This is a genomic window from Rodentibacter haemolyticus (assembly GCF_015356115.1).
Lineage (GTDB): Bacteria > Pseudomonadota > Gammaproteobacteria > Enterobacterales > Pasteurellaceae > Rodentibacter > Rodentibacter haemolyticus.
In genome coordinates this window covers 1,094,001-1,120,601 of the sequence record NZ_CP063056.1, presented here as the reverse complement: position 1 = coordinate 1,120,601, position 26,601 = coordinate 1,094,001, and the positions used below count along the sequence as shown (strand labels likewise).

Genomic DNA, 26,601 nt, shown 5'->3' with positions numbered 1-26,601 from the left:
ACTTAAGGGGTTAATCTATTTCAGCCTCAAACGGAATGAAAAATTCGCTCAAATAAACTCATAATGCTTTCCCGATATAAAAAATAAAGGAGTGATTATAAATTAAATCAATAAGGGGGCAATATTGGATATCTACTTTGCCATCATATCAAAACTTATCGAAACTAATCCCGACTTACTTCAAATAATTAGGGCGAATATTCAAGAGGCTCACATATCTTCTTGGTTAATAAAAGTGCGGTCGGTTTTTGATTTATTTTTCGGTATTATGCGATTATTACTCAAGGTGTGATTTTTGAATGAACATAGGAATGTCAAGAGCATAGCGTCCTTTGTTCATTAGTTAAATAAATCAAAATTTTATCAATGATTATATGTACTTATAGATTCAAACTCGTATAGCTAAGGGGATGGATAAGCCCATTAATAAAGCCGCACAGTCGCACTCATAAAACCTATAGCAAGGCCACAAATTCTACGATTTTGCCACATGATACCGTGTAATTTCATCATCTGCTATCCCCAAATGTGATGAAACCGCTTTATTCTCTAACATAATAAAATGTCATAAACAAGGTGAGTACGATACCTATTCCTACACTTAACCCAAAGGCCGATACGGTAGGCGTTGTGCTAAGTCCGAGCAAAATAAACGAAATAAGCGTGGTACAACAGGCCAATAGAATAGAAACTTTTTTATCTTTTATCGGTTCTTTTGCCGTTTGCATATAAGCGGTGTAATCTATACCGATAGCAGAAACCAGTAGTAAACCAAACATTACAAACAGACTTATTGGTAAGTTAAACCAGCCGAAAATTGCCACCGTCATGATGATTGCAGAAAACGGAATCAGTAACATTTTTGCGCTTTTCTTCAATCCGAAATATTTCCACAGTAATAAACCTGCGAATAAAAAAGAGAGTAATTTCAACCAAGCGGCTTGATTGCGAGTTTCCTGAAACGAGAGATTTAAAGAGGCGCGTTTATCCTGTAAGAAAATATGTTGATTGTCCGCCAATTCGGTAAGTGCGGTGATATTTTGAGGATTTGTTATTTTTACTATACCGCCAATGTGATGCTCCCCTAAATCGCCTAAATACAGAGATTGCCAAGCTTGACCGAACTGAGTTTTTAAGGCTTGTTGTAAGTTTATAAGCGGTTTATTTGCCAAATCTTTTAGTGAGTTTTCCACTGCACCAAGCGGTATGCCGATTTCTTCCAAAATAGCATAATCCTCCGAGTTAATTTTTTGGCTAACTTCTGCAATAAAATTTTTTTGCTCATCCTCGGATAATAACCATTGGCTTAATGATTGATGTGCGATTTGTCGGCTTTCTAATTGCCGGCTCAACCGGCGGGATTGTTCTAGCAATGCGTTATCATCTTCCGCTACGACCAAAAAATATTGACTGCCGAAATCTATTCCCGTCAGTTTTGCAATTTGTTGCAATTGCGCTACCAGCTGCGGTGGCATTGCTATCCATTGGCGAATATCATCTTGCCATTTACTTTTACTCAATCCGATACCAACAAAAATTAACAATGCGACAAACAAACAGATTTTCGTTTTTTTGTTCAATGTAACTTGAAAAATTTCAAAAGGGTTTGATCGCTTGTTGTGACGGTAATTCTTAAATAACGGCGGTAAATAAAGCAAAGTCGCACAAATTGCGCCAATTAAAGCAAAAGCGGAGAAAAGTGCGGTCTGTTTTAACACCGGTAATGGCGTAAAACCAAGCAGGCCGTACCCCAGCAATGTAACGAAAAGGCTAATAAAGAACGTGAAACGTAAACGGTTCATTGCTTGTTGCGGCTGCCAATTTAAATTAAAGAGTGATGAGGAAAGCCAATGTAGCGGAAAATCAATGAGTACGCCGACAAGACTTGTGCCGACTACCAGCGTTAAAATATGTATTTGCCCGAAAAACAACAGGGTTGCCACTACACCAAATAACATTCCTACCACAATAGGCAAAAACAACCAAAGTACGCGTAGTGTCCGAAATACGCTAACCAATAACAATAGTGTTAAACCAATTCCAAGCGTACTCATCAGAATGCTTTCTTGCTCTGCTTGTTGCTTGGCATATGCGGAAAAAAGAGAGGTGGATGCCAGTAAGAGCTCACCTTGTTGTACTTCAATAAATTGCCTATTTTGTTCCGTGAATTTCAATAACGACTGACTTGGCGTAAAAAAATCCTTTTGATTCAGCTCCGCTCTTAGCAAAACCCAAGTGTATTTATCTGCGGAGATAAAGACCATTCCATTTTCCGCATTCCATTGAATATTCGGTGAAAGCCGATGTTGATTGATAAAACGCCCAAACCCAAGCCAATCCCGTTCGATTGTTATCAAACCGGTTTGCGCAAAAGGGTTCACTATTTGTTCGGCATATTGCTGAAAATATCCTTTTGCATTCGTGAGTAACTGATTACGCTGATTTTCCGGCAGACCCGCAACACTTAACGAATCAATCTCTTGTTGAAGTTGACTGATGTTCGGCTGAAATTTGTTGTCGATTCGAGTGAATAGATGGCTTTGTTGCCACTGTTTACTCAGCTGTTCTGCGAGAGTAAAGGCTTTAGCACGATTAGAATGCCCGATTAAAGCGATGAATTGGCGGTTAAGCTGCTGTTCTTGAATCTGATCGGCTTTAGATTGCACCGCTGACCAATGTTGTTCTTGGGGTAACAAGGCTTTGAGATCGGTTTCAAGCAGATGATTTTTCTGTATTTGGAGGCCTAAAAATAGCACGGCTCCAATAATCATCAGAGCATAAAGCGTTCGACAAGCGGTGAGATAACGAGACATTTTACAAAGGTTCTAATTTAATGCCGATTGTGCCAAAGCCGATAACGGCTGATTTAATCGTATATTTTTAAATTGAATAAGGGTGCGATCGCCTTGTTTTTCTTTCAGCTCGATCGAATTAACCACAATATCGCCCTCAATGGTAATTTGATCAAAAATTTGTTTCATCAATAAACTGTTTGGTTTTAACAATAATTGCCAATTTGAAGCAGACCCCGTCAGGCTAAACTCAAATTGGCTTGATAATGCGGATATATCGCCACTAAGTAATCCTAAAAACAATTGGATTTGTTCCGCTTGCCCCATACTGGAATTAGTCACCCAGTTTGAACCATTCCACTGAAAAATCCCCTGAGCAGTCACTTTCATTTGGCTCGCAAACGGTTTTTCCATTTGCCATAGTAGCCCTTTTTTTGCCACTAAAGTAAATTTTCCGGTGGCAACAATCGGCTTTACTAACGATTTTAAAAAACGTTGCTGACTAAAATCACCTTGTACGGATTGCGGTTTTTGTAATTGTTGAATCAGCTCGGCTTGAGAAAATCCCCATGAAAGCGGACTAAAAAAAAGTAAAAGTAAAAACAGATATTTTTTCATTAGCGTTCCCCTACAAGCGGTCGAAAACCCTTAAAATTTTGCACCGCATTTCGCCACGATAATGGCGTTTCAAATTGTGTTTCTCGGCTTGCAATTTCAATTGCCATTTGGGTCGTCGAGCCTTTAGTTAGCTTTTCACCGGTTATCACATCAACAATAACATAATCAAATCGGATACAGCTTTCATATTCGATTAAGGCTAGTTCCACGCGAATTTTTTGGCGGAAAAGTGCCGGTTTGACATATTTCAAATCAAGTGCCACGATCGGATACGCAAAACCCTGTTCACGCATGACATCATAGGTATAACCAATTTCGTCCAAAAAGGCACAGCGCGCCATTTCTAGGTATTTTACATAATGCCCATGCCACATAATGTTCATTGAATCCACATCAAAGAACTGAACCTCATACTCAGATTGATGTTTGCAATAAATATGTTTTTTCATTCTCATAGTGATCAAAAAGTGCGGTCAGTTTGCCGCACATTTTACGAAATTTATTTTACAATATCGCCTTTTAGCGCTACGCCTGCAATACTTCGCCCTGCATGACATTCGTATTGAGAGGGACTTCTATATTCTTTTTTCTTATAGTAACTCACTAAGTTGGAGACTTTGGTTGCCCCTTCTTTCTTAGCACGCTCTTGGAATTTTTTCACGGCAGATAAAAACACCCATTGGCAAGCTTCTAAATCACTTTTATTCAGTGCATTGGTTTTCGGATTGGTTGTTATGCCCTTGCGAATAACTTTACCGGGTGCCGTTTTACCAAAGTAGAGTTTCACACTCGGATCGAGAATTTCTTTTGCTTGTGATGAATTTAACGCTTCTTGAATAGAATAATAATGTGTCGTATCACGCGGGGCACAAGCTGCCATAATAAGCGCTGCGGTGACTACACCTGCTGTTTTAACTAATTTCATATTGTTCTCCTATCTAAACCCATATTGTACACACCATAGTGAATTAAATTCACTTTATTTTTGTTGCCAAAAATCATAAAAATTAAACCATAAATGTGGATTTTTTGCACATTCTTTTGCAAGTAAATCAGCATACTGTTGCATTACGTGGTGAATATGTTGTTCACGTACTTTAGCACGTCCCGTGATACCGCTAGAGAAATGCCGCAGTTTTAAACGATATTTGCCGTTTTCTTTTAAGCTGAAAATGGTATTAATCGGTGCTTTAAGGAGAGCAGCCAACAGCCAAGCGCCTTCGGGAAATTCAGCCGCTTTGCCTAAAAAATTAACCGCATAGGTTTTATCGCCTCGTAGCGGAATGCGATCAGCGGCAATGGCAATCCATTCGCCTTGTTCTATTTTTTCAGATAATGCCAGCATTTTTTGTGCATCCAGTTCTTCCACCTGAATAAGCGGTAATTCATCTGCGCCGGCTTCAACTAAGGCGTGATTAAAGGCTTCAGCGTGTTTACTATGAACCAAAGCATTTAACTTAAAATTTGGGTGATGTCCGTTATTCAGCAAGGCACGACAAATTTCAATATTGCCGAAGTGGGAACAGATTAATATTTGCCCTCGACCGCCGGCATCAATTTCGGCATAGAGATTTTCGCTGTCGTCAATCACTAAATCCGCATAATGAATTTGATGTTGCCATACCGCAAAACGGTCGGTAATCGCCTCGCCAAAGGCGAGAAATTGACGAAAAACCGCCGCTTTTTTTAACCGCACTTGGGGGAAATAAGCGGTCAGATTTTGTTGATATTCTGCAATATAATGCCGTACTTTGCGTGAAGTGAGGTAAAAATATAACACGACCCAGAAAGTACAAAAGCGAATCAGCCAAAGTGGGCAATATCGCACAATCCATTGGGTTAGTTTCAGAAAAAAGGCCGTTCCCCGTTCTTGTTGCTGTGCCCAATGTTTTGGGTTTTCCGTCATGACCATTTCCCTGTTAATAAGCGCATTAACATTGTAAAAAACAGCCGTGCGTGCATTTTGCTAATCAACCAATTATCCGCCAAACCTCGAAAATGCGAAACACCGCCTTCATCATATTTTACCGGTGTTTCTACCCAAATCATGGGGATTTTCCGCCATTGGCAACGCACCAGAATTTCAATATCGAAATCCATACGATCACCTAGCTTCTCTTGAGTAACAATAGGGACAACTGCGACTAACGGATACAAACGAAAACCACACATACCGTCTTCAATTTGAGTCGATAAGGTATTTACCGCTATCCAAAAGTTGGTAATTTTACGCCCATACAAACGGGCTTTAGGGGCATCCTCTCCATAAATCGGTTTACCGCAAATAAGTGCGGTCGGATTTTCATGAGATTTTTCTAAAAATGTCGCAATATCCGCCAAGTTATGTTGGCCGTCCGCATCCACTTGAATCGCATGAGTAAAACCGCATTTAAAAGCTTCCGCCAAACCGATTTTTACCGCAGCGCCTTTACCGCCGTTGTGTCGGCTGTACACAATGGAAACCTGATCGTTTTCTAGGGTTGTCAACGCTTTTTTATGCTCTTCACTTGAGCCGTCATCCACCACCAACACGGCTAAATCAAAAGCCTGTAGCTGCTCGATCACCCGACCGATTATGTCGGAATGATTATAGTGCGGAATAATGGCAACGGGGTTAAAGTTGTTCATTTTTAATCCGAATTAACGCGCTTTGCATATTTGTTCAAAATCCTGTCGCAAAATCTTTGACTGGCTATTGCGCGGTAATTTATCGGTAAACCGCCAATAGCGTGGTAAAGCAAAGCGTTCCTGTTTAGTTAATAAATGCTGGCGCAACGTCCGAATCAGCGCTTTACGCCCCTGTTTTTGATATTCTGCCATTCCTTCATCGGATAACGCCACCCACGCTAACGGACGATGTTTATGATCAATATGCGGCGCAATAAAGCAATCGGCAACCCAATGGTGCTGCATTAAATCCTGTTCAATACGAATCAGTGAAATCCGTTTATCGCCCAGCTTAGCAATGCGGTCAATGCGCCCTAACAACAAAAAGCCTTGCGGATAAAACTCTACCGCATCGGCAGTTTGCTCTCGCTGCGGTACGCGATGAGATTCGACCCATAGTGCGCCTTCCTCATTAACGCCGACTTTCACGTCCGGCACGGTTGTCCAGTATTCCGTGCCTTGCCGAGTGGCAATCACACCGGTTTCCGTGCTGCCGTAGCCTTCAATTAGCGGCACATTTAATTTTTGTGCAATTCTCATTGCCTCGACTTCCGCCAATGCACCGCCCGAGGTGACGATACCGCAAAGATTATCGTAATGAATATCTTTGCGGTTTATATCCAAGCCGGTAAGAAAGGTCGGGCTGGTAATCCAAATCGCTTTGCCAAAATGGCGGCTATGCTGTAAGAAACTATCGGGAAAGGTATGTTGTAGGCGGTCAATCACCCAGCCACGTAACAACGGCAACATCACACGATAGGTTAACCCATAAAAATGCTGCACACTGACACTGCTCACCAAATGCACCTGTTGTTCGGTGGCAAAAGGTAAAATTTGCGCCACGATTTCCGCTTCCTGCCAAAGTTGCTCGGGTGTTTTTACCACAATCTTGGCATTGCCGCTGCTGCCGGAGGTTTTTAACCAGACTTCGGTCTGATTACCCCGCGCTACAAGCGGTCTGTTTGAGATAATTTTTTGCGAAATGCCGTAATGGGTAAAACCGGCATCATTAAAGAGCAGGTCGGCATTTTCATCGACCCATTGTTGATTATCGCCAACGAGATTTGGCGGTAACAGCACACGCACGTTAGCATTTAAGCAGGCAAGTAAGACACAGGCAAAATAAGTCGCATCATCAAACCATAATGCTACCGCTTGAATATTATCTTGCTGTAATTGTGCGGAAATTTGATGGGCGCGGTAATAAAAATCCGCCCGAGACCATTCCGGATTCAGCGCAATAGGGAGAGAAGATGAAGTGATGGTTTTCATTGTATTTATACCTAATTTAACAGCGCATTTCGTTGCACTTTTGTCGAATCTGTTGATGTTCGTTTTTTTGTGCGACACTCTACTGTTTCGTCTATTTTATTTTCGATTATTGTTATTTGGTTAAGCACCCCGTGCCGACACCTTATATTATTTATCTTTAACATATCGCCTCACAAGCCATTCTCCCACAAATAATACGCCCATCAGCACATAAGCAATCACACCGCTATAAATCGCCCAATAATGATATTGTTCCAACAAAATTAATCCGGCAGTCACGGCAATGTTAAAAACAAAAAAGCCGCACCAGACTAGGGTCACATTGCGTGTATAACGAATTGCCTCAGGGGGAAGATTAGGCGTTTGTAACCGAGCAAGCCGTTCAATAAAGGATTGGGCACTAAATAGGCTGGCAGTAAAAATAACAAGCATTACAAGGCTAATGATAACAGGATACCAATACATTGTTTGCAAGGTTCGGGTAAAGGCAACAATCAGTAGAAAAGCTGTCATAAACAGCGCAAAAGCACGTTGAAAACCGACCACACTTATTGCCTTTATACCCCAGAGTAAGGCGAGCAGGCAAGGCAAAATGGATAGAAGGTGACTATTTGATTGCCATAGCCAAATTAAAGGATAGGCAACGGCGGTAATACCTAATAGCAGATTGATTAAAGGGGAAAACCACGCTATTGCCATCATCTTTACCTTAAGCCAATATCACCAAACCGCTGGCGCAAGGCTCGCCATCGGTTTTTAATTGGAATTTCATTCGTTGTTTAGGCGCTTCCCAATCCAATGTTAATTCCATTTCATCATTCGGACGCAGAAATTTCTGGAATTTGAGGTTATCAATTCGTGTAATCGTTTGGGAATGCTGAAAAAATTCATTAATTTTGTCGCTAATCCATTGCAATTCCACTACACCCGGCACCAATGGAAAATTGGCGAAATGTCCTTTGAAATAAACCAAATCAAGAGGGACTTTACCCTGAAATACCTGTCGGTTTTCAGATTTTTCTTGGTTATGCCAAATTGGATCCCGTTGTTCTTGCCGGCAAGTTGCTTCAAACGCCAAACGGCTAATTTTAGATTGGCTATTACGTGGCAGTGTATCGCTAAATCGCCAAAAGCGTGGAATTGCCGTTTTCTCCTGATTTTTCGCCAAATGCGTTTTTAATGCTTCGATCACCGCTTTTCGCCCTTGCTCACGAAACAGTTCGATACCTTGTTCAGACAAGGCCAACCAGCAGGCAAGACGTTGCTTTTCGGGGTGTTGTCCGATATAGCAATCGCACACCAATGGATTGGTCATTAAACCTTGTTCAATACCGGCAAGGGAAAGGCGTTTGTCGCCTAATTTAATAATTCGGTCCGCACGCCCTAACATTTCAAAGCCGTTTTCCGACAATTTGATGATATCTTCCGATTGTTCACGCCCGCTCACCCAATCCGCCTCAATCCATAAGGCAGAGCGTTCATCAACACCAATCGTTGCGGTTGGCATAGCTTGCCATAGGGTTGAACCCCGTCGGTAAGCAATAGCACCTGCCTCGGTTGAACCGTAAAAATCCGTAACGGGGAAACCCAGTGTCGTGTTGATTGCTTGCGCAATTTGATCGGAAAGCAAACCGCCGGCGGAAATAATGCCTTGTAAATTCGGAAAAGCCAAACGTTGCCAATCGATACTCGCCAGCATTGTCGGGCTACTAATCAGCACAGATTTTTTCGCACGCTTGCACGCCAATGCCACATCTTCCGGATAGAACTGCTGTTTGCGCTCAATCTGCCAGCCCAGCACGAGCGGCATCATAATTTGGCAAATTAAGCCATAAAGATGTTGAATACTGACGGTGCAAACCGAACGGACTTGATTGCCGGATTGAAAACCAAAGGTATCGGCACAAATTTGAGCGTTCCGCCACAGCTGTACGGCAGTTTTTACAATCGTTTTCGGCGTGCCTGTGCTACCGGACGTTTTAAGCAAAAACGCACTATCCGACGAGAATTGATCGAGAGGGCGGTTTGGCAGAGTATATTGCCCATTCAAGGCAAATTCATCGAAAAAACAGACCGCACTTTTAATACCGCTTGAGGCAATGTTAATTGGTGTATCAGTAAGCCATAACTCCGCTTGTCCTGCGGTCCATAGGATACTTTCTGAGGTGAAATTGGGTAATAACAAGGTGCGAACATTGGCGTGCCAGCAGGCAAGTAGCGTGCAAGCCAGTTTTGCGCCATCTTCAAACCATAGCGCAACAGCTTGGATTTCTCGACGTTGTAATTCGTTGACAATCTGCCAGACACGTTGCTCAAAATCGGCAAAAGCCCAATCGGGTGATTGAGCAATTAAATCGGTAGGTAAATAATTCATTGGGCGATCAGTAATTTACTCTGTCTGCGTTTGACTGATTTTTACCACAGCTTGCACCACATCGGCAACGGTGCGCACATTACGGAAATCTTCCGCTTGTAATTTATGTCCGGTTTCACGTTTGATATGATCGATTAAATCAATCGCATCAATGCTGTCGATCTCTAAATCTTCATACAAGTTGGTCTCCGGCGTAATACTTTTGGGATCGACTTCAAACAGGGTTTCCAGTGCGTTCACTAACAGGGCTTGGATTTCTTGTTCAGTCATAGGATTATTCCTTAGTGGCTCGAATAAATGCGGCAAGGGTTGCGACACTTTCAAAGTGATCACGCAAATTTTGTTTTTCGCTGTCTAATTGCAAACCAAAAGTTTTTTGTACAGCCAACCCCAATTCAAGGGCATCCACTGAATCTAAGCCTAAGCCCTCATCACCAAATAAAGCGGCTTCGGTATCAATGTCCTCCACACTCATATCTTCCAGCCCAAGACTATCAATAATTAACTGTTTTAATTGTTGTTCGAGTTCCATTTTTTGTCCTTATATTGATTGGGTATGTGAATTAAATAACTGTTCTAATTGCTTTTTCAAACGGCGTGATGCAATAGGTAATGAGGTTTCCTTTAACAAAGTTTGCGGATCAATATCATCACAAACCGTTAAATCATAAGTAATTTTTTTCGCGGGTATTTTATACCAAGGCTGCCCTTTTTTAAAATTCGGCGGCGACATTTTTATCACCACCGGCGTAATCACGCTGGCACTGCGCAATCCGATAGAAACCGCCCCACGATGTAAATTTACCACGCCGTCCCAGCCTGTTCTTGTGCCTTCGGGGAAAAGCAATAAGGCTTCATTTTGCAAAATCTGATGGCTTTTTTCCAACATCTCTTCGCTTTCAGTATTCGGCAAAAAACCGCTGGCAAGGATTGGAGCGACCAAAATCGGGTTATTGAGTAAATCTTGTTTAATAATACAATTTAATCGGCTTTCTTTTGCAATAATTAACACTACATCTAATAATGACGGGTGGTTGGCAATAATTAATTGCCCTGTTCTACCTAATTTTTCAAAGCCGTGATAATTGACTTCCAATACACCGGACCATTGGGCGTAACGAACAAAGTATCCCCAAATTATTCCAACCCAACGTCGTGCTTTTAATTGGGTTTCAAGATCGTTTTGTTGTGGATTACGTGTGTAAGGCAGTAAAACAATGCGAAAAATAACGCCGGCAAAGGCAAATAAGACAAAGCCAAACATCGTACCGAAAAAACGGCGTAATCGGTTTAATTTTTCCGCCATTGCCACACCTTATCATTTGCGCTGCCGGTTTGCCATTTTTCGCTTTGCAGATAATGCTGCCGAACCCATGCCAACGCATTATCTTTTGCCAAAAGTGCGGTCGAATTCTCTGCATTTTTTGCCACTAAGCTCAACTGATATTGTCCACCCTTCGTCACTACTAACGCTAATGCATAAGCAAAAGGCTGACGAAAAACCGGCTTAGCATTATAGCTTTCCAATAACGGACTTTCCGCCACCACAACCAACACTTTTTGATGACTCTCATTCAAGAGCAAGTAGGCTTCCAGCAATGCCGCTTCTAAATTGTCACGTTGTGCCGTAATGGAGACGGTTTCTGTCGTTACCTGGCGAAACTCAGACCACTGCCCAACCAGCGCATTATGTACCGATAAACTAAATGACGTCGGCGAAACATCCCCTTCCTGCAATAGTGTATGCCACAGCCCGAAACTACGATTAATTTCGCTATTACTAGAAGCATACACCACTGGAATATTTGCCTGTTCAGGCGGAAGCAACTCCCACGCCGCCTCAAAAAAAAGCCGAGCAGAATCACTTAAACGACGACGTTTCATCGGTGGCAGAAAAGCCAGCGTCGGGGAAAAATCCTGCCAATTTTTAGCATTTTCCTCCCAATACTGTTCTCCTTGCTGCCAATCAGCAATGGAAAGCTGTTTATTTGTTACAACCTTCCAAGCCTGAACATTAAATGTAAATTTACAATGTGTTGTCATAGTAAATTATTAGTAGTTCTTGAATAACTCTGCAATCATTTTATCAAACTGACCTTGAATACCGACTTGTTTTGCGATAGCTTTTTCATCACCACGATAACGATAAGAAATTTCGCCAATCGTATTTAGTGTTTCATCTGAACGCTCACGTAGCACTAAATGACCACGAACGATAAGTTCTTTATTCCCTTTTAGCGCACTCACAAGTACATACTTACAATTTTCAGGAATTTTAACCCCTTCATAAGTAACCGTTTTTATACCTTTTTTTGCCAGGCTTTTTTCTATCAATCCAGCAATTTCTTTCGGTGTAAAATTAAGAGAAGTGCGTTGTTCACGAACACAAACAGAAGTTAAATCAGCCCGTTTTTCCGCTGGACTACTCCCCGTTAAACCCGATGCACACCCAGCTAAAATTGCACTTGTAAGTAAGGTAAAAATTAACTTTCTCATAATGAACTCTCCATCTAATTAAAATGCGTATTAGTTTACACGAAATTTAACTATCAACCAATATAACCGAAGGTGCTTATTCTCCTTTTACAACCCACCAAATACTTTCATCTTGCTGATTCTGTCGATAGCCTTCAAATACCCAACCGATAAGCTCCGTTTGATCAGGTGCCAAATCCAATTCGGCAAGTTCAAACAGTTTTGTCAATTGTTTTTTTTCCATTGCTAGAAAAACGCTGACACCTTGTAAATGCAAGGTTTGAGCAATGTGAAATACCGCCGCATTATTGTAATAATCCTTTATTTTTTACTATATCTAAATCTAATTTAACATTTTTACCCTCTTATTTCGGCAACGTTTAGGTAGTCACGCAAATCGGGTTACTTATATATATTTCTTCAGATATTTCGATGTTTTTGATTTATTGCATTGCAACAATGCTTCCGGCGTACCACAGAATATAATCTCACCACCGTTTGTACCGCCCTCCGGCCCTATATCAATGATCCAGTCCGCCTGTGCAATCAGTTCCAAACGATGTTCTATCATCACGACCGTATTGCCGTTATCCACTAATTTACGCAAAAGGGAGAGTAGCAGTTCAATATCCTTGGCGTGAAGCCCTGTGCTGGGTTCGTCCAGTACATAAATATTTCCGTTTTTATGCAGTTCACTGGCAAGTTTTATACGTTGCACTTCGCCGCCGGAAAGGGTACTGGTTGGCTGACCTAATGTCAGATAGCCAAGACCGACATCCAGCATACTTTGCAGCAGATTTCTGATTTTGGCGTTCTTAAAGAAGTCGTAGGCTTTTTCAATAGTAAGATTTAATACTTCTTCAATATTCAAATCTTTATATTTGTAACTTAGTGCGGTCGGATTATAACGATGTCCGCCACATTCTTCACATACCACCACAACCGGTTCGGCGAAAGCCATTTCATAGCTGATCTGCCCCGTCCCGTTACAAACCCGTGCAACCGCCTTCCGAATTAAAGCTGAACCACTTGGTATTTACGCCATTTTCTTTGGCAAAAATTTTCCGAATTTCATCCATCACACCGGTATAGGTCGCCGGCGTGGAACGGATTGATGTGCCGATTGGTTTTTGATCGATGACAATGGTATCTGGATAACGATTTGTAAATTCATAGCGTGCCAGCGTACTTTTTCCGGAACCGGCAACGCCGGTAACTGCCGTGAGTATGCCTTTTGGAATCGTTACGTCAATATGTTTTAGATTGTGCAAATGGGCATCTTTTATTTCAAAACCCTCTCGCCACGCAAGCGGACGTTCATTGAGTTCGATGGCTTTCTTTAATACCTGTGCCGTGAGCGTATCCTTTGTAATCAAACCGCTCAAATCGCCCTGATAAACAATTTTACCGCCACGGCTTCCGGCGTTTGGTCCAAGTTCAATAATGTGGTCGGAAAGCAACAAAATCTGACGGCTGTGTTCTACAACCAATACGTTGTTATACTTATCCCGAAGTTCCACCAGCATTCGCCCGATTTTCTCGGCATCTGCCGGGTGAAGACCTGCCGTCGGTTCATCAAAAATATAGGTAATATTAGAAAGACTATTGCCAAGGTTTCTGACTATTTTCAAGCGTTGTGCTTCGCCGCCGGAAAGCGTTTCCACTCTTCTAGATAGCGAAAGGTATCCCACGCCTACATCTGTCATTCTTTTTAAATATTCCTTAATTTGTGCGACAAGGGATTTTCCTCGCGGATCGTCTATCTGCTCTAAGATTACCGCCAAATCACTCACAGGCATCGCCATCATATCTATAATATTGTAACCGTTGATCTTGGATGCCAACGCTTTTGCATTTAATCTGCTACCACCACAGGCTCGACAAGGACCGTGATTTACCAGCGACATTATTTCAGCCTGTAGCCCCACTTTCAATTTTGTAATATCCCGTTTCAGATAAAGCCTATAAAAACGTGGGATCACACCTTCATAATCGACCTTATCGACACGCCCAGTATTATTGGAGCGAATTTCCACCTTCATTGGCTCATTGGAACCGTTTAGCAGAAAATCCCATTCCGCCTCAGTATAATCGGAAAGTTTCTTATCGGGATCAAGGACGGCATTATTCTGATAAAGATATGTCTGCCAGCCGGAAGAAAATTGACTAAATAAAATTGCCCCTTCACGCAGAGATTTGTTCTTATCAAAAAGCCTTGTCTCATCTAACACCATTTCTTCGCCAAGCCCTGTGCATTTCAAACACATTCCTGCCGGGTGATTGAAAGAATATGCCATCGAACCGCCCGCTTGAGGGGTTCCCACACGCGAGAAAAGCAGTCTCATTAGCGGAGCAACATCCACAGCCGTGCCAACCGTAGATCGTGAGTTGCTTCCCACCGTATGTTGATCGACTACAATAACAGGCGTGAGATTTTTCATTTCATTCACCTTAGGACGCTCATAATGCGGCATTTTATTTCGTAAAAATAACGGATAGGAAGATTGCCACTGTCTGGCACTTTCCACGGCAATCGTATCAAAGACAAGAGAACTTTTGCCAGAACCGGATACGCCGGCAAACGTAACAAGACAGCCTTTAGGAATCATTACATTGATATGCTTTAAATTGTTTTCAAAAGCACCGATGATTTCGATTTTTTCAGATTTGTCGTTCATGCTCTCTCCTATCAAACTATCCCACTTCACGATAATTCTACTCCATGTAATTTTAGTAAGAATCTTAAGTTGATTAGCCCTAAATTTCACACCATTTCAAGCTGTTATTTGGTATCCCAAAGTTAAACCGAAACTCACATTCTTTCCAGAATAGTAGAAAGGCCTTATTCGCCTTTTACAACCCACCAAATACTTTCATCTTGCTGATTCTGTCGATAGCCTTCAAATACCCAACCGATAAGCGCCGTTTGATCAGGTGCCAAATCCAATTCGGCAAGTTCAAACAGTTTTGTCAATTGTTTTTTTTCCATTGCTAGAAAAACGCTGACACCTTGTAAATGTAAGGTTTGAGCAATGTGAAATACCACCGCATTATTGATATTTGCCATAAAATCCAACGGACTAGGTAACTGTTGTTGCATTAAATGATCAAACATCTTTTGAAATTTGGTCGGTGAATTAAAACTTGAGCCTAAATAGACCGCACTTTCTTCATTGACATAGTCCTTCAAACTCAATGCACCAAGTAATGCCAGTTGAGTAAAACGGCTTAAACGACGCGCCTCAACCCCTTGTACTTTTAATCGACTGCGAAGGGTTTTATCATCCAGCCATTCCTTTAATTGAAATTCTGCGATTACTTCCATTGCAACACCCACCCGATATTGCTGCCGCCGAAACCGAGAAAATAATTCAATACGACAAGCGGTTGATTTTCAGCATTATTTTGCAATTGTTCCAATAGCCATGCGGTTTCCAATGCACCACTTGCCCCTAGCGTATGCCCAAGCACTTTTTTCGGCAAAAAGTGCGGTCGGCTTGGGAACTGTTTTTGTAATAACGTCTGCTCGACCTCATCGAAATCGCCGCCGACAAAATGCGGTTTAATGGCAGAAATCTCACTTGGTAAGCGGTCAGATTTTTGTAAAATTTTGCAAATCAAGTGTTCCAATGCCGCTTCACTATTATTTGTCAAACTAGCGTGATCGGTCAGGCTTGCCACGCCTAAAATCCGACAATCGGACGGCTGCTTACTCAACGCCACACACCCCATTCCTTCACCTAAAATAATGCCTTTTTCCGCCGGATGTTGAGCGAGCAAGCCCATTGCCTGAAAATGCTCAAAAGTGAGACGGTTAAACATCTCAAAGCCTAAAACCAGCGCCTTATCACATTTTCCTTGCGCAAGCATTTTTACCGCATAACCCATCGCTTGTGCGGAAGAAGTGCAAGAGGTGGCAAAATTAAATACTTTAGTACCGTATTTTTGCTGAAGATAATTGCCAATCACTGCGATATTAGGTTCGCTTGGTAAAGGTTGCCGGTGTACAAAGCGATACTCGCAATCAGCAATCGTATAAGCGGTCGAGCCAAGCAAAATCGGCATTTCCGCCAATTCAGACAGATGCCAACCGGCCTGTAATAGACACTGCTCAATTTGTTGTTCAATCAAACTATAGAGCTGTGTCAAACTCAACAACGGCTGTTCAAACGCCGAAAAATAAGGCAATTCAACCGATTGCCCTAATTGAAGTGCGGTGCGATTTCGGCAAGTTTTTGCAGAAAGATGACCGCTTGCATTGAGATAAACCGCCATTATTGATGTTCCGCTCGAATAAATTTCGCCAAATCCGCTACATTCATCATATGCTTCCGCACCATCCGGTCGCCTTGTAAACGAACCTTAAAATGCGCCTGCAACGCCACCGCAATTTGCAACGCATCCAGTGAATCCAACTGAATCCGGCTTTGCCCGCCAAAAAGCGGTTCATCATCACGAATCTCTTCAGGCGCAAAATCCTCTTTTTCCGATTCCTGCACAATGAGTTTTTTAAGTTCTAATTCGAGTAATTGGGGTTCAAGGGTAAAAATATAAGTCATTAAAATCGCACCTGTTTTTTTAATTGTCGCTGATAAATCAAAGCAGCCAACAAAATCATTGATAAACCAAAAGCGGTCAACTTTGCCAGATAATTTGCAATTTGTGATAAATCGTATTGGTTAAGTAGCAAATTTTGGAAGCCGTTCAACGCCCAGCCCATTGGCGAAAATTCGGCAATCGCTTGCATTATTTCAGGCATCACATAAGTCGGCACCATAATGCCACCGATTGCCGCCATAATAATAATGCCACCACCGCCCAACACCACTGCGTGTTCGGTGGTACGAGCAATCACGCTCACCAATAAACCGTAACCCAATGCCGAAAGGCTGACCGCCATTGCTAATACACTATAATGCCACTCTGTTCCCGTAAGCGAAAATGCCGGCATTTTAAGACGAGGAAGCACAAAATAACCTAGCGCAACCATACCGATAAATTGTAACTGATTGATCAAAAAATAAGGTATCCACTTTGCCACAATCAGCTTAAATGCAGAGGCTCTTGCCATTCTCAAACGCGTAATGGTGTTGGTTTGTCGCTCCATCGCCATCACATTCGAGAGCGGAATCATAATAAAAAACATCCCGAAAATCAGCCACGCCGGCACGCTGTGCTGTACGGAATTCGGCTTTGCCACTTCTTTGCCCTGACGATTAAGATAGATCTCCTGCCATAAATCTTTGGCTAAATAGGCGTTAATCTCATTAAATTTTTTATCTAAATCTTGATTAACTTTTTTCTCTATCTGTTTGATTGGTTTGCGCTTATTGTTCTCAAGCCGGATATGACTATCAGCAAGATAGCGTTCAATTCGCTCACGGCTATAGTGCTTTTGCAAAATACCTTTCACACCTAACAACCAGCTGCGATCTGCGCTCGGATTAAGCCAGAGTTGTAACGGTTTTTCCGCCGAAAGTGCGGTCGTTTTTTCATTAAAATTTGCAATAAGCAACTCAAATTTGCCCGCTTGTAATTCGGTTTGATAATGAGAAAGCTCGGCAATATCCGCCTGTCTCACCGCCAGATTTTCATTTTTTAATGCGTGAAAAAATGCACTGTTGAGCGGATTTTCTGCCTCACCCAACAGCACAATCTCCGCCTTATGACTCAGTTCATTATCGTTACTCAACGCCGCCGACATAATCAGCATAAATAAAATCGGCATAATAAACAGCACCGCAACCCCGTGCAGATCGCGGCTTAATAAGCGAAGTTCTTTAAAGATCGAAGCAATTAGCACGCATTTCCTACCTGTTTATCCAAAAAATCCAAATAAAACTTCTCAAGCGGTTGGTTTCCGATAATTTTTTGCAAATCGCCCTGATAAATCAACTTTCCTTCATTTAACAGCACTAATTGCGAACAAAGTTGCTCGATTTCTTGCAAATAATGCGAGGTATAAATCACTGTCACGCCTTGCTTCGTCAGCTCCGCTACACTGTTTAAAATAAATTGACGAGATTGTGGGTCAATACCCACGGTGATTTCATCAAGAAAAATCACTTTTGGCCGGTTAATCAAGCCGATAGCAAAATTTAAACGACGTTTCAAACCACCGGATAAATGTTTCGCCAGTTTGCTTTTATGAGCGGTCAGCCCTGTCTTTTCCAGCAATTCTAACAACCAATTTTTATCCGCAATATCATAAAGTGCGGCGAAAAATTTTAAATTTTCCCACACCGTTAAAAGCGGATAAAAGGCAAAATCCTGTGGAACTAGCGAAATTTGATGGCGTTGTTGCTTAGTCAATGTATCAAACGGCACGCCTTCAAATAAAATCTCGCCTTGCTGCACCGACTGCAACCCAGTCAAAAGTGACATCAACGTGGTTTTCCCCGCCCCGTTTGGACCAAGTAGACCAACGGCGGAGCCTTGTTGAATATGTAAATTTACATTACATAAAGCTGCGGTTTGAGCATTTGGGTAATAGTGGTTTAAATTTTTTATTTTAATCATCAATCTTCCGTAGGGGCGGGTCCTGTGCCCGCCCGAAATTATCCTACTATATTATAATTTATCTAACGCCCAATTTAACGGATTATTCGCAATATATTCCGCAATCATTAAATAATCTTTTTCATCACGAACAATATGTTCATAATAGCTCCGTTGCCATAATTTCTTATTAAATGGCTGCCAATTATTTTGTTTTACATTCTTTATATATTCACATTCGTTCGAGATTTAAAACGTTGAATGACATCAAATAATGAATAGCGAGTCAGATTCGCTTCATTTTCAAAATGAAGGATAAAATGAATATGATTAGGCATAATGACATAATCCAAGCATTTTATCGTAGGAAAATATTGCGCCAACTCCAAATAACAATCTTCAACCATTTTACCCGCAGCGTTTAATTCCATTTCCTCATTCAGAATGTTACCGAATAAACATAAGCGATCTTGCACACAAATGGTAATGAAATATAACCCATTTTCGGAATAATCGTAGTGTTGTAAACGGATTGTTTTACGTTGTGGTAAATGTTGTTTATTCATATCTGTTTCGGCAATCATTTCGGGCGGGCACAGGACCCGCCCCTGCATTTATTTCAACATTCTCCACAATTTCTCTTCCTTCTCCGCAATCCCCCTTAAAAACTCCGCCACTTCTTTATATCCTCCCACTGTTGGCTTTCGGCATTGCTTCACGCACAGCGTGGCAAATTCTCGCCATTGATCGCCGATTTCGGTCATTTGCTCGGAGGCTTGTTTGAATTTGGGTTCTTGGCAGATTTCGGCGGCTTGTTCAAGGAAATAGGCGTAGAGATAACGGAACCCCGCTCCGCCCGTGCCGATTTCTTCCTGCATTCGCACGATATGCCCAAGATACAAGCGGTTGTATTTCTCGCCTTTTTTGCAAGCAGTTAATTTTTCGATTGAGTTTGCCACAGTGAGAATACCTTTTACGCCGACAAAAAACAGCGGAGCAAGCATTTGTTTTGCCTGCTTACGAATCGCTTTGCGAACCAAAATTGGCAGGTCAATTTGAGAAAAATCAGGTGTTTGCTCAAAATAATACATCAGCCCTTTTGCTGCCAACGCCCCTTTGGCAAAACGGGCTTTTTGTAGGTCTTGAGCGGCACAGCGTTGCACCGTTTCAAACACAGGATCGCTGATTAAATAATCATTTTGATCCTTGCCATACACCAGCAAATTATGTGCGTTAAAATGAAAACGCATTTCAGGCGGAAAATAAGGTAACCAGAAAACCGAAGTCTGCAAGCCGACCAATCTACCGTTTTGTAACGCCTGATCTAACGCAACTTGCCCAGCCTGTTCATTAGAAAATTTCTGCATTTTCAACCGCACTTTCAGCATTTTCGACACATTTTTGATAATGTGCTTTGGTGGCATACGATAGGAAATCAACGGCATTCCGCTCACTTTGATAATTGGCAGATAAACAAAGGTCAAGGCGGATGCTAAGCCAAACACCATCGCTTCGTTTAGCTCCGCTCCGTGAGATTTTAATAATGTGGACATCACACCACTTTCGCAGTGGGCGGTGTGTTGGTGGATAAAGTTATTCATTTGCAAAAATTTTGTAAAAAATGACCGCTTATTTCTTTAATTTTAACAGCTGTTCTATATAAATTTCGCCCTCTTTCTCTTTTTCTAAGCGGCGTCGTTGGTTAAATTTTTCATATTCTAACAAGGCTTTTTCATCGGCTTGTTTCTTGCTAATCGAACCTTGATTTTTTAGTACATTTCGATCATTAAAAGCTAAAAAACTGTCCAATTTATCTTCCCAATCTTTTAGGAAAAAATGTTTTTTTCGACTTGCCTGATCTTCAGCAAAATCCAACCACATCGATACAATTCGATTTAATGCCGTAATTTCCTGCTCATTCAAATAGTTTTTAGCAACCGTCACATCTTTTCTGACTATTTCCAACCCATTGAAATTTGTTAATCCCATATTTGGCAATTCTGAATTTGCTCGTTGAAAAATCAATTCAGCCGCCGTTTTATCTGTGCAGGCAAAATGCAGCTTATTTTGGATTTTTTGGAAAAATTGTGTGGTTTCTTTAAAACTTGGTTGATAATCAGCGGCAAGCGTAAAAATTTCGCGCACCCGCAAGTACATTCGGCGTTCACTTGCTCGAATATCCCGAATTTTTTCTAATAAAAGATCAAAATAATCATCTGCTTGATTTGCCCCAATCGGTGGATTTTTTAACCGCTCTTCATCTAACACGAATCCTTTTTGGATATACTCCCCCAACGTACGGGTTGCCCATTGGCGGAATTGTGTACCTCGGGTAGAACGCACACGGTAGCCAATGGCTAAAATCATTGGCAACGAATAAATTTGCGTATTGTAATTCTTGCCGTCAGCGGCAGTTGTCAACTGAAAGTTGACAACTGAATTTTCACTCAACTCGTTTTCCGCTAAGATTGCTTTAATATGTTTACTGATATTTTGCTTGGTGGTTTGATAAAGTTCTGCAATTTCTAACTGACTTAACCAAAGTTGAGAACCTAATTCACGGAGAGTGAATTGAGATAAGCCATCTTCGGTTGTATAAATAATGATATTATTTTCCGCCATATCTAATCCTTACTGTCAATGAATATCAATAAGTGCTTTTGCCGTATCTCGCAAGATCCAAATTGCATAAATAAAAACTGTTATGAAGAGGACACTTATAATATGCCAAATTAACTCAGGATATATTGAATAACTTTGTTTTGATGAAAAAATCGATAATATTAATGCAACAGCAATCAAAATGACTTGCTCATTTATCGATTTCCAAATTTCATTCTTTGAATTCGAAAAATTAGCCATGCTAGGATCTCGAACTGCCATTCTAGTTAAAATTATCGATAAAACAGCAATATTAATCGCCAATAATGTGGATAAAATACTAATTAAATTTTGCTTAAAAAAAGCACAAGAAAAATTTGCATCTAAAAGATACTCTAATAAATGTAGAGTGACTCCCCCTAAAAATGCCACACAAAAATTTTTAAATGTCTCCATTGCTTTCTCCCACGACTACGGCTACTATATCCTCCCTTATATTTTCAGGTGAACTATTTATAGTAAGTGAATCACAAGTAAAAAGAGATATTCCTTTATTTAAATCAGTTAATCTTTTAGCCCCATTAAACTGTACTTTAATACCGCCACCACCTTGGCTACTATAATCTACAAGATCATTAATAGATTGATTATCTGGTGTAATCGTTAGACTTGATTTTTCTGCTGCATTAAGTCTCAGATCAGTTCTTGCCGTATTAGACGTTTTTGCTAAATTCTTTAAATCATCACTCAATACTCTCGAAATATTTGCCATGTTGGGAGTAATAAGATTAAATTCTAGTCTTTTTATAGACTTATCTTTGATAAAATCCCAGAATAATTTCTTATCATATATTGGATTAATATGCACATTCAAATTATGCAATTCCATAATTTTATTTAGTCTATCACTTAATTTATTCACCGCACTTTGAGTTTTAGGGAAGGCGGTAGTCCTTTTTTCAATAGCTATGATTTGTTCATCAGGATTATTTAATACTACTATATACACTTTAGGCCAATTTTCTAATTCTTGAGTTGTAAATTCATCTGTTTCCATTGTTACAGACTTAGGCGTAGCCATCAAATAAATATAAACTTCACTTTGCTCTAATTCCTTTTTAGGGTAAACTCGCTTAAAAAGAATCTTTTTCATACCTTCCATTTCATCTAAATGTGAATTACTACAAAGATTATTGAATGCCTCTATAAAATATGCATTCTTATTTATCAATAATTCTTCAATACTTTTTTCTGGAATTTGGAATAAATCTAATTGGTTTCTCTCAATTGGAATTATTTGATAACGATATAATTCAAAACTATGTTTCTCTCTAAACATATATATTCCTTTATAAAGATTTAATGGTCTCAATATTATTTAATAATAAAACAGAAGCTTTAAATACCCCAGAATATATCTCCAACTTCCTCTCACTCAACTTCCTAAAAACCTCCGGCCTAAAATGCCGTTTGATTTGCCATTGCCAGAAGCCTGTGGCTTGAGCGAGGCTTTGGAGATCGTAGCGATTTTTGTATATTAGGTAGTAAATGATTGATTTTTTGCCGTTTTTAACCGCTTGTAGGGCTTGTTCGGTCAGTTGGTTGAGTTCATCCACCACTTGTTCGGTGGCAAATTCTTCCGCTTGCCAGCCGGTGGTGGTTCCAGCTTCAAATTTACCATTGCGAGTGGCGTAGATGACCTTTTTCTGCCCTTGAAAAATTTTGCTATTGTCTTGGGGAATATCTTCAATTTCCATATATTAACCGTAGAGGCGGTGCGTGTCCGCCCGTAAACTTTCGCTGATACTCGGGCGGGCACAGGACCCGCCCCTACCAATAATTTATTGCGTTACGACTTCAAGCAACATAAAACAACTTGAAAAACGACCGCTCTCCGGCACATAACACAGTACTTTTTGTCCTGATTTGAGTGGGAAAGTGCGGGCGAATTCTTCCAAAATAATGTAAATCGATGCCGAACCTGTGTTGCCGCAATAGGTTAGGTTGGTGAACCATTTTTCTTGCGGAATTTCAAAATTAATGTTGCGTAAGCCGTCCAATAAACGATCACGGAAGAAGCCCGATGAATAGTGCGGTAGAAAATAATCGATATTTTCCGCTTGCAAATTATATTTAAAAATCAACCGCTTGAGCGCATTTTCCACGGTGCAACGCACGATGTTTTCATTCAGCAATTTTACATCTTGCTTGATTGCCATAAAACTCTGCGAATCACGCTCTGTCTGCGAAACTGATTTCCAACTGACGAATTGCCCGTCTTTCACATCACCGCCCGCATACATACACACGGGCATTTCGTTGGCAAAAGAGACCAACTCAATCCAATCAATTTTAAAGCTCACGCCTGTTTGATTCGGCTGATTGGAAAGCGCCGCTGCGCCTGCTCCATCCGATAGCATCCAACGCAGAAAATCTTTTTCAAACCCGATTTCAGGCTTAGCATCCGCCAATAATTTGCTGTCCGCTTCCGCTTTGAAATTTTCGCTGCGCATAATTGCCGAAGCGCATTCAGACGCTACCGCCACTGCACATTGATGTTCGCCCGTACGAACCGCATTAAAAGCGTGTTTCATCGCCGCCATACCCGCCGCACACACGCCCGACATCGACATCACTTCCATTGGCGGAGCGTTTTCCAACAAGCCGTGTACCATCACCCCCTGCCCTGGCAAAATTTGGTCTGGGTAAGAAGTGCCTACAGCCAAACTGGTAAATGAATTTACAGAAATGCCTAATTTTTTGACCGCTTGCACGGCAAGTTCAGTGCTGGTATGGGTAGCCTGGCGAGTTTTGGGATCAACGGCATAGTAACGTTGCTGAATACCGTTAGAACGTAAAATCATCTTACGTACACGGGAAGGCGTTTCGCCCACCATGCCGAGTACAGCCTCCATTTCATCATTCGAAATAGGGTCATTAGGTAAGAAAGCAGAAATTTTGTTGATATAGACGTTTTGCATTTTATTCAAATTAATTGTAGGGGCGGGTCCTGTGCCCGCCCGATATATTTATATTGTTTTAGGGCAAGCACAAGACCCGCCCCTACGGATTATTCCCCAGAGGGTTGAGCGTAATATTTTTTCTGCTCATCCAATTTTTTCCGTATTAACGGTTTTAATAGACGTTTTATTAGTGCTGAAATTGGCACGACGGTTAAAATCATTGCCACTAAAAACACGATGTAAAAGCAGAGTACGAATTTGCGAAAACTCGGTAAAATTTGACCGCACTTTATCAACAATTTGCCCCAAATATGGAAACTTCTTGCGCCGACTTTTTCGCTCATCATCAATTTTTCATCGATTTTTACCGCACCCATTCCTTGAAAAAGTGTGCAATCAAGTGGTCGATTCTGCTGAAAAATTTGCAAAAGTTTTTCACCAAAGCGGGCTGCATCTTGAATTTCACTTTCGGCAATGCCTGCACTCGGTAAATTACCGACCTTTTTCTTGCCTGTTAGCATCCAAAGCGGTGTGGTGATGAAACTCGCCCAGTCGTTCGATTGATCCACTTTCACCACATTGCCAATTAAGTTCGCTCCACAATCGGCCAGCAATTTTTTCATTTTCTCTTGGGCTTGCAGCCACATATTCCGGCAACCAATAAGCGTGATAACCGGCGTGCCTTTGAGTACGGCTTTTGCCTGTGGCGATTGTAAGAAAGCGGTTATCGGCTGGCTTGGCGATAAAAACCATACCGTATAGGCAATAATGACCAAATCGTATTTTTTACTGCGTAATTCGGGCGTTTGAATAGGGCTTGGCTGCAAATGCACCGTTTCCGGAAAGGTGTTAAAAAACGACAGAAACCGCCACGGGAAAGCGTAGGCGGTTTGCGGTTGAAGTTGGCAATGCTCGACAGAAATATCCGTTTGCCCAAGCAATGGCTGAACGAAATGTTCAGCCAAGCGGGTGAGTTGCCCTGTTTGCGAATAACTGACTAACAGAATCTTTTTGGTCATTATTGCCGTTTCCCGTGCTTACTTCCTTGCCAACGTTTAAAAATCAGTGAAGTATTCACCCCACCAAAGGCAAAATTATTATTCATCACATAATCGGTTTGAATAAACTTGCCGTCACCTTGAATATAATCAAGTTCGCCACAGCGTTCGTCCACATTTTCAAGATTAAGCGTTGGCGCAAACCAACCGTCACGCATCATTTCAATGGAAAACCAACTTTCTAATGCACCGCAAGCACCGAGCGTATGCCCTAAATAACTTTTTTGTGAACTGATCGGCATTCTTGCACCAAATACAGCGGAAGTCGCTTGGGTTTCGGCGATGTCGCCTTTTTCTGTTGCGGTGCCGTGTCCGTTCACATAGCCGATTTGTTCAGGCAAAATCCCTGCATCTTTTAAGGCAATCTCCATACAGCATCGCATGGTGGATGCTTGAGGTTGGGTTACGTGGCTACCGTCACTGTTCGCCCCATAACCGACCACTTCGGCGATAATGTTTGCGCCACGGGCTAAGGCGTGCTCTAGCTCTTCCAACACGAAAATACCCGCTCCCTCACCGATCACTAAACCGTCTCGGTTTTTATCATAAGGGCGCGGTGTGCCTTTCGGGTTATCGTTATTACGGCTTGCCGCATAAAGGCTATCAAAAACATAGACTTCGGACGGGCAAAATTCTTCACCGCCACCTGCCAACATCATTGGAATCATGCCGTATTTGATCGCTTCATAAGCATAGCCAATCCCCTGTGAGCCGGATGAACAGGCACTGGAAGTCGGGATAATGCGCCCTTGCAAACCGAAGAAAATACCGATATTCGCTGCCGTAGTGTGTGGCATGGCACGCACATAGGTAGAAGCGTTGAAAGTATCCGATTTACCCGTCATCAGCAATTCCGCCATATCACGCACATCAGCAGTTGAACCGGTGCTTGAACCGCTCGCTACGCCCATATTGCCGTTTAGTACAAGCGGTGAAATTTCTCCCTTTTTTAGCAAATCGGCTTGAGTTAATGCTTGTTCCGCCGCATCTACACAGAGTTGGGACACTCTCCCCATGCTGCGAAGTTGTTTTCTTGTCCAATGGCTTGGCGGGGTATAATTTTTAATCGGTGCGCCAAGCTGAGCTTCTAACTCCGGATATTTATCCTGCCAACCCATATTTTGCACGGCATTTTCTTTTCGTTCAAAAGCGGCTTTCACTTCCGTCCAGCTGCGTCCGAAAGCTGTTACCGCACCAATGCCGGTGATAACTACTCGTTTTGTTTGCATAATTGCCTCTCTAATTCGATATGCAATTTATAAGACCAGCCCCAAATAATAGAT

Annotated in this window: 31 protein-coding genes and 1 pseudogene; all 32 read right to left on the bottom strand. The window is 41.6% G+C overall.

The features are described 5' to 3' along the window. Positions 1-542: 542 nt before the first annotated feature. The 32 genes and pseudogenes from IHV77_RS05385 to IHV77_RS05245 all read right to left on the bottom strand — a co-directional run bounded on the left by IHV77_RS05385 (position 543) and on the right by IHV77_RS05245 (position 26,547). Positions 543-2,813, bottom strand: a complete 2,271-nt coding sequence (locus tag IHV77_RS05385; protein WP_194813071.1) for an MMPL family transporter — start codon at positions 2,811-2,813, stop codon at positions 543-545. A 12-nt stretch (positions 2,814-2,825) separates the two neighbouring features. Continuing rightward, positions 2,826-3,410, bottom strand: coding sequence for an outer membrane lipoprotein carrier protein LolA (locus IHV77_RS05380; RefSeq protein WP_194813070.1), 585 nt, complete (start codon positions 3,408-3,410; stop codon positions 2,826-2,828). Continuing rightward, positions 3,410-3,859, bottom strand: coding sequence for an acyl-CoA thioesterase (locus IHV77_RS05375; RefSeq protein WP_194813069.1), 450 nt, complete (start codon positions 3,857-3,859; stop codon positions 3,410-3,412). Before IHV77_RS05375 ends, IHV77_RS05380 begins: the two co-directional genes overlap by 1 nt. A 50-nt stretch (positions 3,860-3,909) precedes the next feature. After that, on the bottom strand, positions 3,910-4,335 hold the full coding sequence (locus tag IHV77_RS05370) for an excinuclease ABC subunit A (RefSeq protein WP_194813068.1): 426 nt from the start codon (positions 4,333-4,335) through the stop codon (positions 3,910-3,912). A 54-nt stretch (positions 4,336-4,389) separates the two neighbouring features. Then, positions 4,390-5,316: an LpxL/LpxP family acyltransferase gene (locus tag IHV77_RS05365; protein WP_194813067.1), complete on the bottom strand. Its 927-nt coding sequence runs from the start codon at positions 5,314-5,316 to the stop codon at positions 4,390-4,392. After that, positions 5,313-6,038 (bottom strand): glycosyltransferase family 2 protein, encoded by a 726-nt coding sequence (locus IHV77_RS05360; RefSeq protein ID WP_194813066.1) that lies wholly within the window; start codon positions 6,036-6,038, stop codon positions 5,313-5,315. The genes IHV77_RS05365 and IHV77_RS05360 overlap by 4 nt, the downstream gene beginning before the upstream one ends. Positions 6,039-6,050: 12 nt before the next feature. Next, a complete protein-coding gene (locus tag IHV77_RS05355) occupies positions 6,051-7,349 on the bottom strand; it encodes an AMP-binding protein (RefSeq protein ID WP_194813065.1) in 1,299 nt (432 codons plus the stop codon). Between the two features lie 147 nt (positions 7,350-7,496). Beyond that, positions 7,497-8,051 carry a COG4648 family protein gene (locus tag IHV77_RS05350; protein WP_228550044.1) on the bottom strand — a complete coding sequence of 185 codons (555 nt, stop codon included), beginning with the start codon at positions 8,049-8,051 and terminating at the stop codon, positions 7,497-7,499. Positions 8,052-8,058: 7 nt separating this feature from the next. Further along, positions 8,059-9,723: an AMP-binding protein gene (locus IHV77_RS05345; protein WP_194813064.1), complete on the bottom strand. Its 1,665-nt coding sequence runs from the start codon at positions 9,721-9,723 to the stop codon at positions 8,059-8,061. 15 nt (positions 9,724-9,738) lie between these two features. Then, complete coding sequence (locus IHV77_RS05340) at positions 9,739-9,993, bottom strand: acyl carrier protein (RefSeq protein ID WP_194813063.1); 255 nt, start codon at positions 9,991-9,993, stop codon at positions 9,739-9,741. Positions 9,994-9,997: 4 nt separating this feature from the next. Next, entirely contained in the window at positions 9,998-10,255 is a 258-nt protein-coding gene (locus tag IHV77_RS05335) for a phosphopantetheine-binding protein (protein ID WP_194813062.1), read from the bottom strand. Between the two features lie 9 nt (positions 10,256-10,264). Further along, positions 10,265-11,029 carry a lysophospholipid acyltransferase family protein gene (locus IHV77_RS05330; protein ID WP_194813061.1) on the bottom strand — a complete coding sequence of 255 codons (765 nt, stop codon included), beginning with the start codon at positions 11,027-11,029 and terminating at the stop codon, positions 10,265-10,267. Then, complete coding sequence (locus IHV77_RS05325) at positions 11,014-11,766, bottom strand: beta-ketoacyl synthase chain length factor (protein WP_194813060.1); 753 nt, start codon at positions 11,764-11,766, stop codon at positions 11,014-11,016. Before IHV77_RS05325 ends, IHV77_RS05330 begins: the two co-directional genes overlap by 16 nt. Positions 11,767-11,775: 9 nt before the next feature. Continuing rightward, a complete protein-coding gene (locus IHV77_RS05320) occupies positions 11,776-12,219 on the bottom strand; it encodes a hypothetical protein (protein WP_194813059.1) in 444 nt (147 codons plus the stop codon). Positions 12,220-12,295: 76 nt separating this feature from the next. After that, positions 12,296-12,427: a hypothetical protein gene (locus IHV77_RS11950; protein WP_269902546.1), complete on the bottom strand. Its 132-nt coding sequence runs from the start codon at positions 12,425-12,427 to the stop codon at positions 12,296-12,298. Between the two features lie 177 nt (positions 12,428-12,604). Then, a complete protein-coding gene (locus tag IHV77_RS11865; RefSeq protein WP_228550043.1) occupies positions 12,605-13,159 on the bottom strand; it encodes an ATP-binding cassette domain-containing protein in 555 nt (184 codons plus the stop codon). A gap of 25 nt (positions 13,160-13,184) precedes the next feature. Further along, a complete protein-coding gene (locus tag IHV77_RS05315; protein WP_228550042.1) occupies positions 13,185-14,876 on the bottom strand; it encodes an excinuclease ABC subunit UvrA in 1,692 nt (563 codons plus the stop codon). Between the two features lie 79 nt (positions 14,877-14,955). Beyond that, a pseudogene (locus tag IHV77_RS12045) lies at positions 14,956-15,042 on the bottom strand (IS1595 family transposase); the annotation flags it as partial. Next, positions 15,041-15,523, bottom strand: a complete 483-nt coding sequence (locus IHV77_RS05310) for a beta-ketoacyl-[acyl-carrier-protein] synthase family protein (RefSeq protein WP_194813058.1) — start codon at positions 15,521-15,523, stop codon at positions 15,041-15,043. The gene IHV77_RS05310 and the pseudogene IHV77_RS12045, both read right to left, overlap by 2 nt. Continuing rightward, positions 15,514-16,473 (bottom strand): beta-ketoacyl synthase N-terminal-like domain-containing protein, encoded by a 960-nt coding sequence (locus tag IHV77_RS05305; protein WP_194813057.1) that lies wholly within the window; start codon positions 16,471-16,473, stop codon positions 15,514-15,516. Before IHV77_RS05305 ends, IHV77_RS05310 begins: the two co-directional genes overlap by 10 nt. Beyond that, positions 16,473-16,757, bottom strand: coding sequence for an acyl carrier protein (locus IHV77_RS05300; RefSeq protein WP_194813056.1), 285 nt, complete (start codon positions 16,755-16,757; stop codon positions 16,473-16,475). Before IHV77_RS05300 ends, IHV77_RS05305 begins: the two co-directional genes overlap by 1 nt. Beyond that, entirely contained in the window at positions 16,757-18,001 is a 1,245-nt protein-coding gene (locus IHV77_RS05295) for an ABC transporter permease (protein WP_194813055.1), read from the bottom strand. The genes IHV77_RS05300 and IHV77_RS05295 overlap by 1 nt, the downstream gene beginning before the upstream one ends. Next, entirely contained in the window at positions 17,995-18,717 is a 723-nt protein-coding gene (locus tag IHV77_RS05290; protein ID WP_194813054.1) for an ABC transporter ATP-binding protein, read from the bottom strand. The genes IHV77_RS05295 and IHV77_RS05290 overlap by 7 nt, the downstream gene beginning before the upstream one ends. Positions 18,718-18,920: 203 nt before the next feature. Then, positions 18,921-19,262: a transposase gene (locus IHV77_RS05285; protein WP_228550041.1), complete on the bottom strand. Its 342-nt coding sequence runs from the start codon at positions 19,260-19,262 to the stop codon at positions 18,921-18,923. Between the two features lie 48 nt (positions 19,263-19,310). Then, a complete protein-coding gene (locus tag IHV77_RS05280; RefSeq protein ID WP_194813053.1) occupies positions 19,311-20,297 on the bottom strand; it encodes a BtrH N-terminal domain-containing protein in 987 nt (328 codons plus the stop codon). A 28-nt stretch (positions 20,298-20,325) separates the two neighbouring features. Next, positions 20,326-21,318, bottom strand: coding sequence for a virulence RhuM family protein (locus IHV77_RS05275; RefSeq protein ID WP_194813052.1), 993 nt, complete (start codon positions 21,316-21,318; stop codon positions 20,326-20,328). 15 nt (positions 21,319-21,333) lie between these two features. Further along, entirely contained in the window at positions 21,334-21,753 is a 420-nt protein-coding gene (locus tag IHV77_RS05270) for a hypothetical protein (protein ID WP_194813051.1), read from the bottom strand. Further along, complete coding sequence (locus IHV77_RS05265) at positions 21,740-22,636, bottom strand: hypothetical protein (protein WP_194813050.1); 897 nt, start codon at positions 22,634-22,636, stop codon at positions 21,740-21,742. The genes IHV77_RS05270 and IHV77_RS05265 overlap by 14 nt, the downstream gene beginning before the upstream one ends. Positions 22,637-22,646: 10 nt before the next feature. Then, positions 22,647-23,054 carry a hypothetical protein gene (locus IHV77_RS05260; protein WP_194813049.1) on the bottom strand — a complete coding sequence of 136 codons (408 nt, stop codon included), beginning with the start codon at positions 23,052-23,054 and terminating at the stop codon, positions 22,647-22,649. An 84-nt stretch (positions 23,055-23,138) separates the two neighbouring features. Next, a complete protein-coding gene (locus IHV77_RS05255) occupies positions 23,139-24,278 on the bottom strand; it encodes a beta-ketoacyl-ACP synthase III (RefSeq protein WP_194813048.1) in 1,140 nt (379 codons plus the stop codon). Between the two features lie 89 nt (positions 24,279-24,367). Next, entirely contained in the window at positions 24,368-25,279 is a 912-nt protein-coding gene (locus tag IHV77_RS05250; protein ID WP_194813047.1) for a dialkylrecorsinol condensing enzyme, read from the bottom strand. Further along, on the bottom strand, positions 25,279-26,547 hold the full coding sequence (locus IHV77_RS05245; RefSeq protein ID WP_194813046.1) for a beta-ketoacyl-ACP synthase: 1,269 nt from the start codon (positions 26,545-26,547) through the stop codon (positions 25,279-25,281). The genes IHV77_RS05250 and IHV77_RS05245 overlap by 1 nt, the downstream gene beginning before the upstream one ends. Positions 26,548-26,601: the final 54 nt, after the last annotated feature.